Source organism: Gammaproteobacteria bacterium (assembly GCA_016705365.1).
Classification (GTDB): domain Bacteria; phylum Pseudomonadota; class Gammaproteobacteria; order Pseudomonadales; family UBA5518; genus UBA5518.
In genome coordinates, this window is the sequence record JADIYI010000002.1 from 634355 (window position 1) to 653031 (window position 18677).

Annotated in this window: 16 protein-coding genes; 11 read left to right on the forward strand and 5 right to left on the reverse strand. The window is 64.1% G+C overall.

Annotation, left to right across the window (positions count from 1 at the left end; translation table 11 throughout):
* Positions 1–81: 81 nt before the first annotated feature.
* Genes IPF49_03045 through IPF49_03075 form a run of 7 tightly spaced genes read left to right on the forward strand, consistent with a single transcriptional unit; the run spans position 82 to position 7470 of the window.
* Positions 82–1332: an FAD-dependent oxidoreductase gene (locus IPF49_03045; protein MBK6286623.1), complete on the forward strand. Its 1251-nt coding sequence runs from the start codon at positions 82–84 to the stop codon at positions 1330–1332.
* Positions 1329–2102 (forward strand): DUF1365 domain-containing protein, encoded by a 774-nt coding sequence (locus tag IPF49_03050; protein MBK6286624.1) that lies wholly within the window; start codon positions 1329–1331, stop codon positions 2100–2102. The genes IPF49_03045 and IPF49_03050 overlap by 4 nt, the downstream gene beginning before the upstream one ends.
* Positions 2099–3364 (forward strand): class I SAM-dependent methyltransferase, encoded by a 1266-nt coding sequence (locus IPF49_03055; GenBank protein ID MBK6286625.1) that lies wholly within the window; start codon positions 2099–2101, stop codon positions 3362–3364. Before IPF49_03050 ends, IPF49_03055 begins: the two co-directional genes overlap by 4 nt.
* Positions 3361–4782, forward strand: coding sequence for a deoxyribodipyrimidine photo-lyase (locus IPF49_03060; protein ID MBK6286626.1), 1422 nt, complete (start codon positions 3361–3363; stop codon positions 4780–4782). The genes IPF49_03055 and IPF49_03060 overlap by 4 nt, the downstream gene beginning before the upstream one ends.
* Positions 4779–5282, forward strand: a complete 504-nt coding sequence (locus IPF49_03065; protein ID MBK6286627.1) for a DUF2878 domain-containing protein — start codon at positions 4779–4781, stop codon at positions 5280–5282. Before IPF49_03060 ends, IPF49_03065 begins: the two co-directional genes overlap by 4 nt.
* Positions 5279–6055 carry a hypothetical protein gene (locus tag IPF49_03070; GenBank protein ID MBK6286628.1) on the forward strand — a complete coding sequence of 259 codons (777 nt, stop codon included), beginning with the start codon at positions 5279–5281 and terminating at the stop codon, positions 6053–6055. Before IPF49_03065 ends, IPF49_03070 begins: the two co-directional genes overlap by 4 nt.
* The gene (locus tag IPF49_03075; protein ID MBK6286629.1) at positions 6052–7470 is read left to right on the forward strand and encodes an SDR family NAD(P)-dependent oxidoreductase; all 1419 of its coding nucleotides are present in this window, start codon (positions 6052–6054) and stop codon (positions 7468–7470) included. Before IPF49_03070 ends, IPF49_03075 begins: the two co-directional genes overlap by 4 nt.
* Before the next feature lie 12 nt (positions 7471–7482).
* On the opposite strand, the gene IPF49_03080 is transcribed toward IPF49_03075, so the two are convergent.
* Entirely contained in the window at positions 7483–9462 is a 1980-nt protein-coding gene (locus tag IPF49_03080; GenBank protein ID MBK6286630.1) for an oligoendopeptidase F family protein, read from the reverse strand.
* 181 nt (positions 9463–9643) lie between these two features.
* Here IPF49_03080 and nhaA point away from each other — a divergent pair, with 181 nt between their 5' ends.
* A complete protein-coding gene (gene nhaA / locus IPF49_03085) occupies positions 9644–10825 on the forward strand; it encodes a Na+/H+ antiporter NhaA (GenBank protein MBK6286631.1) in 1182 nt (393 codons plus the stop codon).
* On the opposite strand, the gene IPF49_03090 is transcribed toward nhaA, so the two are convergent.
* Positions 10822–12027, reverse strand: a complete 1206-nt coding sequence (locus tag IPF49_03090) for a methyltransferase (GenBank protein ID MBK6286632.1) — start codon at positions 12025–12027, stop codon at positions 10822–10824. The two genes, nhaA and IPF49_03090, sit on opposite strands and share 4 nt — an antisense overlap.
* An 8-nt stretch (positions 12028–12035) precedes the next feature.
* Positions 12036–13538 (reverse strand): RimK family protein, encoded by a 1503-nt coding sequence (locus tag IPF49_03095; GenBank protein ID MBK6286633.1) that lies wholly within the window; start codon positions 13536–13538, stop codon positions 12036–12038.
* Positions 13539–13678: 140 nt separating this feature from the next.
* On the opposite strand from IPF49_03095, the gene IPF49_03100 reads away from it, so the two are divergent.
* Genes IPF49_03100 through IPF49_03110 form a run of 3 tightly spaced genes read left to right on the forward strand, consistent with a single transcriptional unit; the run spans position 13679 to position 16951 of the window.
* Positions 13679–14827: a peptidase C39 family protein gene (locus tag IPF49_03100; protein ID MBK6286634.1), complete on the forward strand. Its 1149-nt coding sequence runs from the start codon at positions 13679–13681 to the stop codon at positions 14825–14827.
* A 15-nt stretch (positions 14828–14842) separates the two neighbouring features.
* Positions 14843–16285 (forward strand): TrkH family potassium uptake protein, encoded by a 1443-nt coding sequence (locus IPF49_03105; GenBank protein ID MBK6286635.1) that lies wholly within the window; start codon positions 14843–14845, stop codon positions 16283–16285.
* A 6-nt stretch (positions 16286–16291) separates the two neighbouring features.
* A complete protein-coding gene (locus IPF49_03110; GenBank protein MBK6286636.1) occupies positions 16292–16951 on the forward strand; it encodes a TrkA family potassium uptake protein in 660 nt (219 codons plus the stop codon).
* Between the two features lie 33 nt (positions 16952–16984).
* Here IPF49_03110 and IPF49_03115 read toward each other — a convergent pair whose 3' ends face one another.
* The gene (locus IPF49_03115; protein ID MBK6286637.1) at positions 16985–17467 is read right to left on the reverse strand and encodes a peptidylprolyl isomerase; all 483 of its coding nucleotides are present in this window, start codon (positions 17465–17467) and stop codon (positions 16985–16987) included.
* A gap of 66 nt (positions 17468–17533) precedes the next feature.
* Complete coding sequence (gene rlmM / locus IPF49_03120; protein MBK6286638.1) at positions 17534–18583, reverse strand: 23S rRNA (cytidine(2498)-2'-O)-methyltransferase RlmM; 1050 nt, start codon at positions 18581–18583, stop codon at positions 17534–17536.
* Between the last annotated feature and the right edge of the window lie 94 nt (positions 18584–18677).

An 18677-nucleotide genomic window follows, 5' to 3' on the forward strand; every position in this document is an offset into this window, starting at 1 on the left:
CACTTCAGCGAGCACTGATCCAGCAGAACGCGACGAGCGTAAGCCGCAACCGCAAGCCGCCATGCTGGATGGAGTCGTTTGATGAGAATCGCGCTGATAGGAGCCGGGATTTCCGGGCTGACCGCAGCCTGGCTGTTGAGCCGTCGCCACGAGGTGACGGTATTCGAGGCCGAGCCGCGCATCGGCGGGCATACCGCGACCGTCGATGTCACGGTCGCAGGACAGCACTTCGCAATCGACACCGGCTTCATCGTATTCAACGATCGCACCTATCCGAACTTCATCCGCCTGCTCGGCGAGCTCGGCGTAGCCTCGCAAGCGACCGAGATGAGCTTCAGCGTCAGCAACGATCTCAGCGGGCTCGAATACGCCGGATCGAATCTGAACACCCTGTTCGCGCAGCGCCGCAACCTGCTCCGGCCGCGATTCTGGGCCATGGTGCGGGATATCCTGCGCTTCAACCGCAGCGCGGTAAGCGATCTCGAGCAGGGTCGCATCCCCGACGGCATGACGCTTGGCGAATACCTCGACGAGGGTGGCTACTGCGCGCAGTTTCGCGACGACTACCTGGTTCCCATGGGAGCCGCGATCTGGTCATCGGGAACCCGTCAGATGGATGCGTTCCCGGTGGAATTTTTCATCCGCTTTTTCCGCAACCACGGCCTGCTCAGCATCGCTGACCGCCCGCAGTGGCGCACCATCGTCGGCGGCTCGCGCTCCTATCTCGACCCGCTGAAGCAACGCTTCGCATCCGCCATACATACCAATGATCCGGTGATCCGCATCGTGCGCGAGGCAGAGCAGGTCGAGCTCGGTACCCGCAGCGGACGCATCGAGCGCTTCGACCAGGTCATCCTGGCGTGTCACAGCGACCAGGCCCTGGCCTTGCTGGACCGGCCCTCCACCGCCGAGCGCAGCATCCTCGAGGCGATTCCATATCGCGACAACGCGGTCGTGCTGCATACCGATACGCGGGTATTGCCACGCTCGCGCCGCGCCTGGTCGAGCTGGAACTACCGGGTGCGAGCCGGCGCCGGCGAACTGCCGGTGCTCAGCTACGACATGAACATCCTGCAGAAGCTCGATGCCGACACCACGTTCTGCGTGACCCTCAACGACACTTCCGCGATCGACCCGGCCCGCATTCTCGGCCGCTACAATTACAGTCATCCCGTATTCAGCGTAAACGGCATCCGGGCGCAGGCGCGCTGGGCCGAGATCAACGGCACCCGGCGCACCTGGTTTTGCGGCGCCTGGTGGGGCAACGGATTTCACGAGGATGGCGTGACGAGTGCGCTGCGCGTCGCGCATGCACTGGGGGTCGAGTGGTGATCCGCAGCGCCATCTACAGCGGCGAACTGCGTCATCGGCGCTTCCGCCCGGTCGCGCACGCATTCCGCTATCGCTTGTTCATGCTGCTGCTCGATGTGGAGCGAATCCCGGAACTGTTCAGGGGCAGCTGGCTGTGGTCCGCAACGCGACCGGCTCCCGGCTGGTTCAGGCGCGGGGACTTTCTCGGCGACCCGAACCGTCCACTGGCGGATTGCGTGCGCGATCTGGTCGAAATCGAAACCGGGGCGCGCCCGCGGGGACCAGTCATGCTGCTGGCCAACCTGCGCTATTTCGGCGTACTGATGAACCCGATCTCCTGCTACTACTGTTATGGCAGCGATGGCAGAACGCTCGAGGCAGTGGTCGCGGAAGTCACCAGTACGCCATGGAACGAGCGCCACGCCTATGTATTGCCCGCTTCCGGGGCCGGTCCGCTGTTACGCGCGCAGTTCGCCAAGAAGCTGCACGTCTCGCCGTTCAATCCGATGGGTATGCACTACGACTGGCGCAGTCGCCGGCCCGGCGAGCGCCTGACGATCCATCTCGAGAATCATCTGGAGCACGAAAAGGTGTTCGACGCGACTCTCAGCCTGCGGCGCGAGCCTCTCACGCACAGGGCACTCGCACGCCTGTTGCTGCTCCGTTTCCCGCTGATGAGCCTGCGCATTGCCGCCGCGATCTACTTCGAAGCCATGCGCCTGCTGCTGAAGAGGATCCCGTTTTACCCGCACCCGCAAACCGCATCCGTGAGCAAGGAGCCGACAGAATGAATTCGAGTACCCGGGAACTGGCACTGCCGGCAACGGCTCGGCGCCTCTCATGGCAGGCACGCTTTGCGCGCGAACAGATTTTCCGCCGGATCAGGAAGTTGCCGCGCGGACGCCTGGTAATCGAGGACGCCGATGGCGTCTATCGATTCGGTAGCGGTGACGAGCGCAGCGATCTGGTGGCGCAGGTGTTCGTCGTCAACGAGGCTTTCTACCATGAACTGGCCAGCGGCGGCAGTATTGGCGCGGCCGAATCCTGGGTGCACGGGCATTGGCGTACCAACGATCTGCTGAAAGTCATGCAACTGATGGCCGCCAACATCGAGCTGCTCAACACCCTCGATGACAGCAGCTCGGTGTTACAGCGACTCGCGCTGAGAATGCTGCATGCACTGAATCGCAACAATGTGCCCGGTTCACGCCGCAATATCGAAGCCCATTACGATCTCGGCAACGAGCTGTTCGCCCAGTTCCTCGATCCCGGCATGATGTATTCCGCAGCCATTTTCCCCCGTGCCGATGCCTCGCTCGAGGAGGCTTCGCGCTGCAAGCTCGAGCGCATCTGTCGCAAGCTCGAGCTGAAAAGCACGGACCATCTGCTGGAAATAGGCACCGGCTGGGGCGGCATGGCCGAATACGCCGCACGCCATTTCGGCTGCCGCGTGACGACGACCACGATCTCGCGCCAGCAACATGATTACGCCACCCGGCGCATTCGCGATGCCGGCCTGGAGGAGCGCGTAACGGTACTGCTGAGCGATTACCGCGAACTCGAAGGCCAGTACGACAAACTGGTGTCGATCGAGATGGTGGAGGCCGTCGGGCATCGCTTCCTGGCACGCTACTTTGCCAGCTGCGCACGGCTGCTGAAAGCCGACGGACTGATGCTGCTGCAATCGATCCTGATGCCCGACCAACGCTACCAGCGCGCGCAACGCAATGTGGACTTCATCCAGCGATTCATCTTTCCTGGCGGTTTCCTGCCATCGAGCAGCGCGCTCATCGGGCATGCGGGCGAGCATACCGACATGCAGCTCCTGGACACGCTGGATATCACCGCCCACTACGCCGACACCCTGGCCGAATGGCGCCGGCGCTTCCATCGCAACGGAGATGCGATCCGAGCGCTCGGTTACGGCGACGATTTCATGCGTCTCTGGGATTATTACTTCAGCTACTGCGAAGGTGGATTCCGCGAACGGGCGGTCGGCACCGCGCAGTTCCTGTTCGCCAAACCGCTGTACCGTGCACCCGCTGCCCGATGACATCGGTGGTCTGGTTTCGCAGCGATCTGCGCGTCGACGACAACAGCGCGCTCAACGCCGCGCTGGAAATCGGCGAGCCCGTGATCGGGGTATTCCTGCTCGCCGACGGGCAATGGCGCACGCATCACTGGGGGCCGCGCAAGCAGCTGTTCGTCTGGCAACATGTGCTGGCGCTGCGCACCGCGCTGGCGGCACGGGGCATCGCGCTGCACATCGAACACGCACCGCGCCTCGATGATGCGCCGGGCGCACTGGCGGCTTTCGTGCTTCACCACAACGCCAGGCGCGTGCTGGCCAACGCCGAGTACGGCGTCGACGAGGGTGCGCGCGACCGACGGGTCGCGGTCCGGCTTGCCGCACATCGGGTGAAGCTGCGTGTACTGCACGACTTCACGCTGCTGGCACCCGGCAGCGTGCTCACCCGGCAAGGCGCTCCGTTTCGCGTGTTCAGCCCCTTTCGCCGTGCCTGGCTCGACGTGGTGCGTGGTGCAGCCATTCCCTGCTTCCCGGCGCCCCCCTTGCGCACCCCGATCGAGCCTCCGCCGGTACCGCCCTGGAACCCGCCGCCCGGCTCGCTCGATCGGGACTGGTGGCCGATCGGCGAAAACCGCGCCCGGCAGCGACTGGAGGATTTCGTCGCGCACCGAATCGAGCGCTACCACGAAGATCGCGATGTCCCCGCGCTCGATGGCAGCTCGCGCCTGTCACCGTATCTGGCCAGCGGCGTACTTTCGGTGCGCCGCTGCATGCAGGCAGCGCTTGCCGCCAATCACGGCGAATGGGACAGCGGTCAACGCGGCGTACAGACCTGGCTCGGCGAACTCGTCTGGCGCGAGTTCTATACCCATATCCTGGTCGCGTTTCCGCGCGTCAGCCGCAACCAGCCGTTTCGCGCCGATACCAATGGCGTTCCCTGGCGTGGTGCCGGCTTGGCGCTCGACCAATGGCAACGCGGACGCACCGGCTTTCCGCTGGTTGATGCCGGAATGCGCCAGCTGCTCGCGCGTGGCTGGATGCACAATCGCCTGCGCATGCTGTGCGCGATGTTTCTCAGCAAGTATCTGCTGATCGACTGGCGTATCGGCGAACGCTGGTTCATGGACCAGCTGGTGGACGGCGAGCTCGCGGCAAACAACGGCGGGTGGCAATGGTCCGCTTCCACCGGCACCGACGCCGCGCCCTACTTCCGCGTGCTGAGCCCGGTCCGGCAGGCCGAGCGCTTCGACCGCGAGGGCGAGTTCGTGCGCCGGTATGTGCCCGAACTCGCCGGGGTAACGACGGCTGCCCTGCTCGAGCCGGGTCACCCGGAGCTGCTCGCCACCGGCTACCCCGCACCGATAATCGACACCCGGATTGCGCGCGAACAGGTACTGCAGGCCTTTCGCGCCCTCGGCGTGGCGGCGCTTTCCGCGCCATGAGCACGCAACGCAAGCTGCTCAATGCCATCGCCTTCCAGGGCGGGTGGTTTGCCTGTGTCATCGGCGGTACTGCATGGGCGCTGGCCGCGGCCGCAATCTTCCTGCCAATCCATCTCGCGCTGTGCGGCACGCCGCGCCGCGAGGCAGCCCTGATGCTGATCTGTGCCGGCATCGGCGTCACGCTGGACATGACGTGGCAATACGCCGGACTGCTGAGCTTCGGGGGCGCGGCAATCGGCCCGCTGCCGGTCTGGCTCTTGATGCTTTGGTTGCTGTTTGCAGCCACGCTCGGGCAGTCGCTTTCCTGGCTGCATGGCCGCCTGCGGCTCGCCGCACTGCTCGGCGCCGTCTTCGGACCGGCAAGTTACTACGCCGGCCTCGCGCTCGGGGCCGCGCAATCGGGGCTGGCGCACTGGCAGGTCGCGCTGGCAATGGCACCGGCATGGATGGCACTGCTGCCGCTTTTGCTGTGGATCCACAAGCGTGGAATCGACCCGTGAAGACGCCGCGCGATCTTGCGCTGGGCGCAACCCTACTGCTCTGGCATCTGCCGGCAGTATCGCTCGAGTATATCGAGGGCGTTGCGCTGCGCCTGCCGGAACAGACCGAGGCCTATCGCGAACATCACACCAGCGATACCCATTGGCAACACATCGAGTACCGCACGCCCGAGGGCACCCTGATCGCCGAACAACGCCTCGATTATGCCTGCAGCCAGAATGCACCGGCATTCGAGCAGCACGATTTGCGCGATGGAACACGATTCGGCGCACGCTGGGAAAATGGCGTATACACCTTGATACGCAACGGGCAGGCGCGCGCCCTCAGACAGCCCGACAGCCTGGTCGCAAGCTCCGGGTTCAATCGCTTCGTGCAGGCTGAATGGGGCGCCCTGATCGGCGGCAAGCGAATCGACTTCGACTTCGCGCTTCCCGCCCGACTACAGGCATTCAGGCTGCGGATCCAGCGGATGGACACACCCGAGGGCTACCCGGAAACGAGCGCCTGGTTTCGTATCTCTGCGGCACAGGCATGGCTGCGCCCGTTCGTCGCCCCGATAACGCTCGGCTACGATGAGCAAAAGCGTTTGAGAATCTACCGCGGGCTGTCGAATCTCGAAGACGGCGATGATTCGTCGCTGACCGTGGAAATCAGCTACCGCTACGATGGCAATCCGCCTGCGACACGGGAGCCCGCTCTCGCGCGCAATGAACCGATCACGACGCGAATGCGTACAACCGGCTCGGCAGATTGTGGAGTGCATCGCTCATGAATCGTGAACTGACCCTGGACGAGACCATCGAGGTCGAACGCCCGCTGAACGAAGTGTTCGCCTATGTTGCGGAATTCTCGCGCATCGAGGAATGGGATCCGGCAGTGCTGCACGGCACCCGGTTGAGCGAAGGAGCGCCCGGGCTCGGCAGCGAATACCGGATCGACATGAAAGCGGGCTTTTCGCTGCACTACCGCGTGATCGGCTGGGAGCCCGGCAAACGCATGCTTATGGCGGTCTCGTCGCGCATTTTCAGTGCAAGGGAAGAAATCACGTTCAGTCGCCAGGGCAAAGTCACGCGCGTACGCTATGTCGCGATCTTCGATTTCCCGGCGCCGCTGGCTCTGGTTTCACGACTGTTTCCTTCGCTGATGGATCGTGTCGGAAAAAGCGCGATGCAGGGGCTGAAGGCTGCGCTGGAGGATCGATTCCCGGCACCGCGGGAATCCACCGCACGGGCGATCGGAGATCGCCTGCTGCTGCCTGGCATCTGGCGCTTTACCCGTGCCGGTTACCGCAGCGCGCGCAAGAACTGGAAGCCGGTCTCCGCGTTCCTGGCAAATCGCCATGCCCTGATCACCGGTGCGACCTCCGGCGTCGGGGAAGCCAGCGCACTGGCGCTGGCAGCGCTCGGAGCGAAGATCACCCTGGTGGCGCGCGACCAGGGCAAAGCGCGGGAAACGGTGCGCCGGATCCGCGAACAGACCGGCAACGAACGCGTGCAGATCGAAATTGCCGACCTCGGCCTGATGCGTGAGGTGCATTCGCTGGCCGATCGCCTGCTCGAGCGTGGTGAGCCGATCGACATCCTGGTCAACAATGCCGGCGCGCTGTTCAATCCCCGGCAACTCAGCGCGGAAGGACTGGAACTGAGTTTCGCGTTGCTGCTGCTGGCGCCATTCATTCTCACCGAACGCCTTCACCCGCTGCTGGCGAGCGCCGGGTCGGCGCGCGTGGTCAATGTGCTGTCCGGTGGCATGTACTCGCAGCGGGTGCAGGTCGATGATCTGCAGAGCCGCAGCGGCAAATATTCCGGAGCGCTTGCCTATGCCCGCGCCAAGCGTGCGCTGATGATCCTCACCGAAGTCTGGGCCGATCGCTGGAAGGATGAGGGCATATGTGTCAACGCCATGCATCCGGGCTGGGCAGACACGCCTGGTGTCGAGAGTTCGCTGCCGACATTCCACCGGCTGACCCGCGGCGCCCTGCGCAGCCCTGCCCAGGGCGCCGACACGATCGTGTGGCTGTGCGCGGCAACCGAGGCCGCGCGCTCGAGCGGAAAATTCTGGCTCGATCGCGAACCCCATCCAAGCCATGTGTTCCGCCACACCCGCGAATCGCCATCCGAACGCCAGGCACTGCTGACTGCGCTTGACGGATATCTCGAATCCACCACGGTGCAACGAACGGCCTGATCATGGCTACGCTCACCCCCGGGAAGACAAGCTGCGGGGGCTGCCTGCCGCTACCAGTCGGTCCATTTCATCCATGATCGCATTCATGCGCGCAAATACCGCCTGGTAGGGAGCGGGCTCGCTCAGGTCGACGCCGGCAGCCACGAACATGTCGTGCGGGTACTCCGAGCTGCCCTTGCGCAGCATGCCGATCACATCCTCGCGCGCCTGCGCCGCATCGGGCCCCGTCAGCCGGCTGGCAAACGCGGTCGAGGCGGTAACCGAGGTCGCATACTGGAATACATAGAAATTGCGATAGAAATGCGGGATATAGGCCCACTCCAGCGCATAGCCCGGGTCGATGTCCATCACCCCCTCATCGCTGCCGTGGTAACGGCGCAACAACTCGAGATAGATCGTGCTGAAACGCTCCCCGGTGAGCGCCTCGCCAGCCTCGGCCGCCGCATGTATCGCGGCCTCGAACTCGGCAAACATGGCCTGGCGAAAAAAGGTCGCACGGTAGGTTTCGAGTTCCTGCGCCAGGAAATACAGCCGCTGCTGCTCGCTGTCTGCATTGGCCTGAAGGTGTTGCAGCAGCAGGATCGAATTGATCGTCGATGCCATCTCGGCCACGAATGTCGCGTAACCTGCGGTCTCCCAGGGCTGGCCCTGGTTGGACAACACCGAGTGCACCGCATGACCCCACTCGTGGGCAAACGTCGACAGACTGTCGAAGTCATCCTGATGATTGAGCAGCACATAGGGGTGCACATCGTAGGCACTGCCGAACACGTACGCACCGCTGCGCTTGCCTTCCTGCGGAAACGCATGCATCCACTCGCTTGCGAACCCCCGGTCGAGCACCGCGAGATACTCGGGTCCGAACGGCGCCAGCGCACGGCGGGTAATGACTTTCGATTGCTCGAGCGTGTAGCCGGGTTCAGGCAGACTCACCAGATCGGGATAGATGTCGTGGTAGGCGAGAACATCAACACCCAGCATCCGTGCGCGCAGCCGGAAATAACGATGCAGCACCGGCAATCCCGCATGCGCCTGCTCGATCAGGCGGTCATAGATCGATACCGGCAGCTTGTCGACAAACAGCGCGGCCTCGCGCGCACTGGCAAAATTGCGCATCCGCGCCGCGAACACCTGCCCCTGCACCTGCGAGGCGAGCGTTTGTCCGATAACGGATTCGTATTGCTTCCAGGTTCCGAAAAAGCTCTCGAACACCTGGCGCCGGACCGCACGATCCGGGTTCCGGCGGTGCAGGCCGTAGCCCTGGTTGTCGATGCGCACTTCGCTCGAATCGATCAGCAGGCTTGGCCAGGGAATATCCGAAGCAGACATCTGCGTGTAGATGGTCTGCGCCCCCGACAGCGGCAATCGGGCCGCGGACAGGATGCGCTCGCCACTCGCGTCGAGCGTATGCGCGGCATTGCGCAGGCTGTCGCGCAACATCACCGCGTGGACTGCCAGGCGCGGTTCCGTCGCAATGAACGATTCGACCCGCTCGGCGCCGGCCGCGATGATCTCGGGGCTCATCCATGCAACCACCTCCCCGTAGCGCACGTACATCTGCTTGGCCAGCTGGAAGCGCGCGAGATTGGCCTGCACCCGCGTATCCTCGTCCGCCTTCAGCTGCCCATACACGTAGAGGCGCATCACCCGCTTGCCGAGGCGCGACGCCAGGCCGGCGGCATCGGCAAGTGTCGCGGCATCGGTGCAGAGTCTGCCACGCCACTCATCGAGCCGGACCAGTTCCACGTCGAGAGCGGCGTATTCCCGCTGCCAGGTCTGCGCATCGGTGTAGAGATCGGCGAGATTCCAGTTCAGCACCTGCTGCGTCGTGACCTGCGCCTGCGCGGCGCCCGCGCCGGTGCCCGTCGAGCCTTCCGTGCCGCGCCGCACGGGCTCGCCGTCGCCGCATGCAGAAAGCAAGCTGCCGGCCAGCAGCAACGCGATTGCCCGCATGCACCATACGCAATACTCCCGATTCCCGATATCTGTCACGATCGCCCTCCCGATTCAGGTGTTGCTCTTTTGCGGCGGCACGCCGATGCAAACGGCACGCATGATGCCACAGAGTTTCTCCTGCACGCATGCCATTGCCCGCCGACAAGCACTGCGTGGTACGCTTGCCCGGGTACCTCCGCAAAACTTGCGTGCAACCGGACGGATGCTGAACCAGACCATGAAACTGATACGCAACTTCATCCACCACGAAGCAGCGGGCGGCATGCTGTTGATCGCCGCGGCAGTGATCGCGCTGCTGCTCGCCAACAGCCCGCTCGCCGGTGCCTATCACGCATTGTTCGCAATCGAAGTGGAGGTACGTGTCGGGGATTTCATGGTGCTGAAACCGCTGCGGTTGTGGATCAACGACGGCCTGATGGCAATCTTTTTCTTCACCATCGGACTCGAACTCAAACGCGAGATCCTCGAGGGTGAACTCTCGACGCCGTCGAAAATCGCCCTCCCCGCTTTTGCCGCGGTCGGCGGCATGCTGGTGCCGGCACTCACCTATTCGCTGGTGAACTGGAACGACGCCATTGCCATGCGTGGCTGGGCGATCCCTACGGCCACCGACATCGCATTTGCGCTCGGCGTGTTGCTGCTGCTCGGAAAATCGGTGCCTACCTCGCTGAAACTGTTCCTGGTCACGCTGGCGATCGTCGATGACGTGGGCGCGATCATCATCATTGCGCTGTTCTTCACCGTGAAGCTCGCACCGCTGTCGCTGGCCCTGGCCGCTGCCTGCCTGCTGTGCCTGTTCGCGCTCAATCGCTCGAAAGTCGACTCCATGGTGCCCTATCTGCTGATCGGCGCCATCATGTGGCTCTCGGTACTCAAATCCGGCGTCCATGCAACGCTCGCAGGAGTCTTGCTCGCGATGTTCATTCCGCTCAGGGACAGCACCGGGCAATCGCCGTTGCGCCGGCTCGAAAAAGAACTGCATTCCAGCGTGGCTTTTGGTGTGCTGCCGCTGTTTGCGCTGGCCAATTGCGGCGTGACGTTCATCGGCGTCGGGCCAGAGGCGTTTTTTGCGCCGATCCCGCTTGGCGTGACCCTCGGGTTGGTGCTCGGAAAACCGCTCGGTGTGCTGCTGTTCAGCGGGATTGCCATCGCACTCGGCTGCGCGCGATTGCCCGACCGCGGCAACCTGGTGATGTTCACGGGCGTCGCCTGCCTCACCGGCATCGGCTTCACGATGAGCCTGTTCATCGGCTCGCTGGCATTCGAATTCGTTGACCCCGCTATACGGGTGGACGAGCGCGCGGGGATCATCCTCGGCTCCACGGTCTCCGCCCTGCTGGGCATCGGCCTGATCAGGCTCGGGCTCAGACGCTTGCCCGCGATCAGCTCGACGAACTAGCCCGCGCGCGCCTGGATCAGCAGGTTGCGTGGCGTGAGTTCCCGCGCGCAGAACTCCGTTACCTCGACCCGGTAACCGTGATCGGCAAGAAACAGCGCCCGGTCGAGCACCAGCCACAATTCCAGCAGCCTGCGAAACCGGTGCCGCACCAGGTCCAGCGCGCTTACCACCCGAAACCGTTCAGCGCCCGCGCTCTCGTATCCCGCCAGCGCAACAGCGGATGGCAATGCAATCTGCAGAAACTGCGCCGCGCCCCTGCAATAGGCGGCAAAATCGCCGGCACCGGAAACGGAGGGCGGCGGCAGATATTCATCGATACCGCGCTGCTCGCGCTGCAGCAGATCGAAACCGAGTTGCCATTGCTGCATCCGCGCGCGCTGGCGGCGCGCGTGCCCGGGTGCGGTAACGGTCTCCTGCACCGCGGTGCGCAGATCGCCGCGACCAAGCGCCAGCGGCGAGGCACGCGCCGCCCGCGACAGGGCTTGATAGTGTTGCGCTGCTCCGAGGTGATAACAACAGGGCGCGCAACTGATGGCGGGCAAGGTAGCCGCCACCGCGCAACGCAAGAGCCGCAGGTGCAAATCGCCGCAAGCGTGCAACGCAACGACGTGCACCGGTTGCGCCAGGTGGCACAGCACCTCGTCATCCAGCACATCGCAGCGCTGCATATCGATCAGCATGCCATGGCGTCGCGCCAGCTCCCGGCCCTGTGCGATCAGCACGGGATTCCTCTCGAGTGCGCTCAGCCGGCGTCCGTTCCACTGCTGCTGCAGCGCCCGCGCGAGGTGCGCCTTGCCCGAACACCACTCGAGGCAAGGCAGCTCAGCCTGATCGCGCAACACCGCAACGAAGGCATCAATCTGCGCCCACTTGCGCCCCGGCACATCGCGTGCAAAAGCCCGCGGCCAGGCAACGAGCGGGCGCGGCCGAGCACGCGCCACGGCTGCCAGCGACAACCAGCGATCGACCGGAAGCCAGCCGGCGAGCAGCGCGGCGCTCGCCGGCGGATCACCATGCAGCGCCTCCGCTTCAGCCAGCGTCAGCGCGCGCAAACGTGTTGCGAGCTGCGGATAGTCGCTTTCCCAGGGGAGTACCGGCGCGCGAAACGCGGCGTGCTGCCACAGCACGCGATGCCTCGAGAGCTCGTCGGAGAGCGCCTGAAGACGCCGCGACAGCCAGGTATCGCGCGGCGGATGGTTCATTAAGCGGGCTATTTCGGGCGGTTGGCGCGCTGCTCGTCGAGACGGCGCAGGAAATCTTCCATGATCAGGTGATAGAGCTCGAGACCGAGATACTGGTCCTCGACGCCGGACTCGATACTGGGATTGTCATTCACCTCGATCACCGCGATGCGATCACCCGCCTGCTTGATGTCCACACCATACAGCCCGTTGCCGATCGGGCGCGTGGCGCGCAACGCGGCCTCGATCACCGGACGCGGCACTTCATGGGTCGGTAGCGTCTGGAAGCGCCCGCTGTCCACAGCACCTTTATCACCATAGCGGTAGATCTGCCAGTGATCGCGCACCATGAAATATTTGCAGGCGTAGATCGCACGGTTGTTCAACACCCCGATGCGCCAGTCGTAATCGGTGTAGAGATACTCCTGGGCGAGCAGCAACGATGACTTCTTGAACAATTCCTTCAGGGTCTCCTGCAACTCGTCCTCGTTCTTGACCTTGACCACGCCTTTCGAGAACGAGCCGTCGGGAATCTTCAACACCAGCGGAAAGGCAAGTCCCGCCACGGAAGCGAGCAATTTCGACTGCGGCTGGCGGATCAGGATGCGGGTGTCGGGTGCCGGGATCTTGTGTCGCCTCAGCAGGTCGGCAAGATAGACCTTGTTGGTGCAGCGCAGGATCGAGGTCGGATCGTCGAGTACCACCATATCCTCGGACTCGGCTTTCTGCGCAAAGCGATAGGTGAAATGGTCGATCGCCGTGGTCGCGCGAATGAACAGCGCATCGTATTCCTGGAGGCGGCCGTAGTCGCTGCGCTTGATCAGGTCGACCGCGATTCCGAGACGCTTGGCCGCCTTCATGAAGTGCTTGATCGCGATGGGATCGCTGGGCGAGTGGGGTTCCTGCGGATCGACCAGTATCGCCATGTCGTAGCGATAGCGGGTTCGCTCGCGCGGACGTCGCCACACCGCGCGGCTGTAATGCTCCAGCGCCTCGGCGAACACGGTCTGTTCCGAGTCGTCGAGTTCGGCTGGACCGAGCGGCGTCAGCGCCGCAATCTCCCAGCGCGTGCGCTTGCGAAACTCGATTTCGAGAATCGGACAGGCAAAACGCTCGAACAGATCACGCGCCAGGGGCGCCAGCGCTTCCTCCCGCACCCGACCGAAATAGCTCTTTACACTGAAGCCTTCCGGGCGCTCCGGAGAGTGCCCGGCAACGAGGGCATCGACCCGCTCCTCGAGGTCGTCGAACTCGAGAATGAACAGCTTGCGGTTGCGCAGGATATTGAGCGTCGCGACGCTTGGCAGCACCCGGTGCCCGCGCGCTTCCGCGAGCAGGGAGCAATAGTAGCCGCGCGACAGGTAGCGATCGCTGCGGCACAGATTGATGATCCGCAGCGGCTGCTTGATCGCCTCATCGGGCTGCGCAATATAATCGGCAAAGGCAACGACATGTTCGCTGGGATAGAAAGGTCCCCAGTCCGCTGGGTCGTCTACGATGATCTTGAGCACGGCGTCCGCTTGATCCGACAGGAATGGCGCCACAGATGTTAGCAGAGCCGCCCGGCACACACAGCGTGGCAACCGCCAATTTTGCCGCTATTCCCGCCATCCGCTCCCGGGGCTAGACTGGTCACCCATACCGTGATTGCCGGATGACGCCCATGACAGGCATGACGATCGAGAAGACCAGCGTCTCCCGGGCAGCCAGGTTGCGCGAGGCCGGGATCGATGACCTCGAGGCGCTGGTGCGACTGGAGAAGGATGCGTTCGAAACCGACCGGCTCAGCCGCCGCAGCCTGCGCCGCTTCCTGCAGGGTGGCAACGATCATCTGCTGCTGGCCGAAACCGCCGACGGTATTGTCGGTTATATCCTGTTGCTCAAGCGGCGCGGCACGCGGCTCGCGCGGCTGTACTCGCTCTGCGTGGATGCGGTCTCGCGCGGACAAGGCATTGCCGAAGCCCTGGTCAGGGCCGGAGAAGAGGCCGTGCGGCAGGCCGGCTGCGCCTCGTTGCGGCTCGAGGTGCGGCGCGACAATCCGGCCGCGATCCGGCTTTACACCCGTCTGGGCTACCGCCAGTTCGGAACCCTGAGCGATTATTACGAAGATGGCACCGATGCATTGCGCTTCGAGAAGCGTATCCGCTTCTACGAGCGCGAGCCCTCGGACCTGCCCATTCCCTACTACTCCCAGACCACGCCGTTCACCTGCGGCGCGTCCTGCCTGATGATGGCGATGAAGGCGCTCGACCCGGCCGCACCGTTCGATCAGCGCGAGGAACTGCGCCTGTGGCGCGAAGCCACCACGGTGTTCATGACCTCGGGACACGGCGGCTGCGGCCCGCGCGGACTCGCGCTCGCGGCGCGTCGGCGCGGCTTCAAGGCGGAAGTGTTCCTCAACGGGGAAGGCGTGCTGTTTATTGACGGCTTGCGTGACGAAAGCAAGCGGCGCGCCCTGAAAGTGGTTCATGCCGACTACCACGAGCAGGCGCTCGCGGCGCGAATTCCGCTCAGTTACCAGCCGCTGTCGGTGGAGGAAATGGAGCGCTGCCTCAACCAGCGCAAGGTGCCGGTGGTGCTGATCAGTTCCTACCGGCTGACGCGGGAGAAAGCGCCGCATTGGATCGTGGTTTCGGCCGTCGACGACGACTTCGTCTACATCCACGACCCGGAAATCAAGATCGAACGCGACGAATCGGTGACCGACAAGGAATACGTACCCATCGACCGTGCGGCTTTCTCGCGCATGGCCCGGTTCGGACAATCCGGGGTCCGGGCGGCACTTCTGCTGAGCGCACCGCGGCGCCGCCGAGCCCGCTGAGGCAGCGATACGCCGATGAGCGGGGGACCCGCCACCCTGGCACGCCCGGTACGGGCGCGGGTCCTCGCCCGCTTCGGTGGACAGTTGCTGCTCGTTGGCGCGGTGATGAACGGCGCACCGCTTCTGGTCGCATTGTTCTTCGGCGAGTGGAGCAGCGCCCTGGTGCAGAGCCTGATCGTGCTGGCGTTCTGCGGGCTCGGTATCGTGCTTCACCGCAGCGGCATCGACGGTGAGTTGCAGCGCAACGAAGCCCTGGTCCTGGTGGCGCTGGCCTTCGTCATCACACCCGCGCTCTCCTCTCTCGCGTTCGTGGCAAACGGCATGCCCATCACCGACGCGTTGTTCGAGGCCGTATCGGGTATCAGTACCACGGGGCTGTCGATGATTGCCGACCCTGGCGCCTACCCGGCGACCTTTCTGTTCACGCGGGCCTGGCTGCAATGGTATGGCGGCCTGGGAGTGATCGTGCTGGGCATCGCACTGCTCGGCGGACAAGACACCGCGACGCGCCGGCTCTACTCCCCGCTGGATGACCGCTTGCTGTTGAACTCCTCACGCCGCTTTGCGCGCAACATGCTGCGCGCCTATGTGTTGCTGAGCCTCGGCGCATGGGCCGTGCTGTCATTGACTGGCACCGACCCCTTCGATGCCCTGCTGCACACGCTGTCGGCGGTATCGACCGGTGGCTTTTCGCCGTATGCCGACAGCTTGCGGCATATGCCCGGCTGGGGTAGTCGCTACCTGGTCATTGCGTTCAGCCTGATCGGCGCCCTGCCGCTGGCACTGGTGATCGAACGTGGCTTGAGGCAGGCGGGTGGCGACGGGGAAATCCGCGCGCTGCTGGCCCTGTGCCTGGCATGGGCGCTGCTGCTGGCCTGGAGAATGCATCAGAACCTCGGTATCGACTGGCCCGAAGCGCTGCTGCAGGGCGGGCTGCTCGGCATTTCGGCACAATCGACCACCGGCTTCTCGGTCCTCGCCCCGCTGCAACTCGATGACATCTCGAAGCTGTTGCTGTGCCTGTCCATGCTGAGCGGCGGCTGTCTCGGCTCGACCGCCGGCGGAATCAAGCTGCTGCGAATCCTGATCCTGCTGCGGGTACTGCAGGTCTATTTTCTGCGCAGTGCGATGCCGAGACACGCCGTGGTGCCGCACAAGCTCGGTGGCGCCCTGCTGTCGGGCGACGAAATACAGCACGCCCTGATTCTGCTGCTGCTGTTCGTGCTGGTGCTGCTCGGTTCCTGGCTGGTGTTTGTCGCCTGCGGGTACCCGGCGGTGGATTCGCTGTTCGAGGTGAGCAGCGCGCTGGCCACCACCGGATTGTCGGTCGGTATAAGCAGCACGGCACTGCCCACCGGCCTGAAGCTGCTGCTGTGCTTCGATATGCTGCTCGGGCGAGTGGAGGTGTTCGCACTGCTGGTGCTACTCTACCCCCGCACCTGGATATTACGGAGATAGGCGGCGATGAGAGCAGCAATCCTCGGCGCGGGATCGATCGCGCTGCGCACCGCGCGCCTGCTGCTCGGCCAGGGTCACGAGGTGATCATCGTCGACCCCGACAAGGAACGCATCGATGCGCTTGCGGAGCAAATCGATTGCGGCCTGATCCACGGCGATGGCAGCAAACCGCTGGTGTTGCGCGACCTGGATCCCGCCCGCACCGATGTGCTGTTCTGCCTCAGCAACAACGACCAGACCAATATTCTCGCCAGCCTGGTCGGGCGCTCGCTCGGTTTCGCCCGCGTCGTGACCCGTATCGAGGATCCGGAGTTCGAGCATATCTGCATGGAACTCGGACTGGAGGAAACCGTCATCCCGGCGCGCGCGATCAGCCGTGTATTGTTCGACATGGCCGAAGGGCGCAATGTCCTGGAAATGACCACCATGATCCGCGATGTGGCACGGGTTTTTTCATTTGTTCTGCATGGCCACGAAGCCACACACATGCACGAACTCGATCTGCCCGAGATGACCCGGGTGATCTGTTTCTATCGCGACGGCAAATTCATGATTCCCGACGAGGACACGCGGCTGCACGACAACGACGAAATCGTGGTGATTTCGCATGTGCGCAATCTCGCCGAACTCGAACGCAAGTGGCTGGCACCGAATTCCGGGCAGTAGCGCTGTCCGGCTGGCGGTTGGTCCAAGCCCGGGTCAATGATGATGCCCACCGTCACCATGGGCGTGACCGTGGGCAATCTCCTCCTCGCTCGCGGTGCGCACTTCGAGCACTTCGATCGCGAAAGTCAGCGCACGCCCGGCCAGCGGGTGGTTGGTGTCCACATCCACGTTGAATTTTCCGACCTTCAGCACCGTGACCTGGCGTGCACCCTGCCCGGTCTGGACGCCCACCACCATTCCGGGCTGCAATTTTCCCCGGTGCACAATGTGTTTCAGCGGCACCCGCTGCACCGCGTCGGCGTGGCGCAAACCGTAGGCCTGCTCCGCCGCCAGCGCCACCTCCAGGGTATCGCCTGCCGCCTTTCCGAGCAGCTGCTCCTCGAGCGCCGGCAGGATATTGCCATGACCGTGCAGATAGGTGATCGGCTCGCCGGCATGCGAATCCTCGATCCCGATGCCGTCCTCTCCGCTCAGGGTGTAATGGAATCGGGCAATGGTGTCCTTGGCGATATGCATGAATGGTGCTCCGCGAAAAAAGGGCGCAAGTATCGGCGATGCCCTGCCCGGCACGCAACGGGCCGCTCAGCGCCGGCGCAGGAACACCGTGATCTCCTCGCGATCGTGGTAGAGCTGGCGCGCCTCGCAAGACACATCTCCGCCCTGCTCGACGATGCGCCGCAGGATCCGTTCGAGTAGCGTCGATACCTCGCGGTAGCGCTGCTTCATCGGCAGCTTGAGGTTGAAAATACAGCGTTTGCACCAATCGTTCACAAACCAGCGCACCACCAGATCCGCGACCCGTGCCGGCTTGTCGACCACGTCGCAGACCATCCAGTCCACCTGCCGCTCGGGCCGATAGCTGAATGCATCGGCCTCGAGATGTTCCACCAGGCCGCTTTCCAGCAGGTCCGCGCGCAATGCCGCCCGATCGATCGCCTTGACCCTGATACCACGGCGTACCAGCTGCCAGGTCCAGCCGCCCGGGGCGGCACCGAGATCGACCGCGCTCATGCCCGCGCGCAACTCGCGTGCCTCGCGCTCGCCGAGAAACCACAGGAATGCCTCCTCGAGCTTGGCGGCCGAGCGGCTGGGCGCGCCAGGCAGGCGCAGGCGTGGCACGCCCATCGACCACAGCGCCCCGTTATCGGCGCGCGAGATTCCCAGGAACCCGTCGGTCCCGCCCAGAAACAGGATATGCAACCGCGCGCCCGCATCCGCCCTGATCAACCGCGCCTCCTGCAGTGCCCCCTCGACCCGGGCGCGCATGCGTGTACCAAGGCGTCCCACCGAGCGCCCGTCTTCGGTATCGACGTGCTGCAGCCAGCACTGCATGAACGGCCCCGGCGCCCGTGCCATGGCGAGCAACGGCGCCAGGCGATCGCCCGGGTGGAGATCGCGGAACGGCACGCCCGCAAACCAGTCGCGGGTGAATACCAGATCCCTCAGCCGCAAGGTCTCGAATGCCACCAGCGGATCCCAATGCGCTGCCGACTTCACCTCGACCCATCCGCTGCCTTGCCCGGCACGACAATATCCGGCAACACCAATGGTTGCCAGGCGCTCGATGATCTCGGCGCTGCATTCCTTTTCAAAACCCGCGCGGCACAACAGCACCAGCGATTCAGTACGCATCGAAATCCCGCCGGTCCACTGCCCTGCAACAGTTCAGCACCCGTTCCTCGATGGCGCCCATGTCGAGCGGAGGAGTTCCCGGTCCATGCTCATC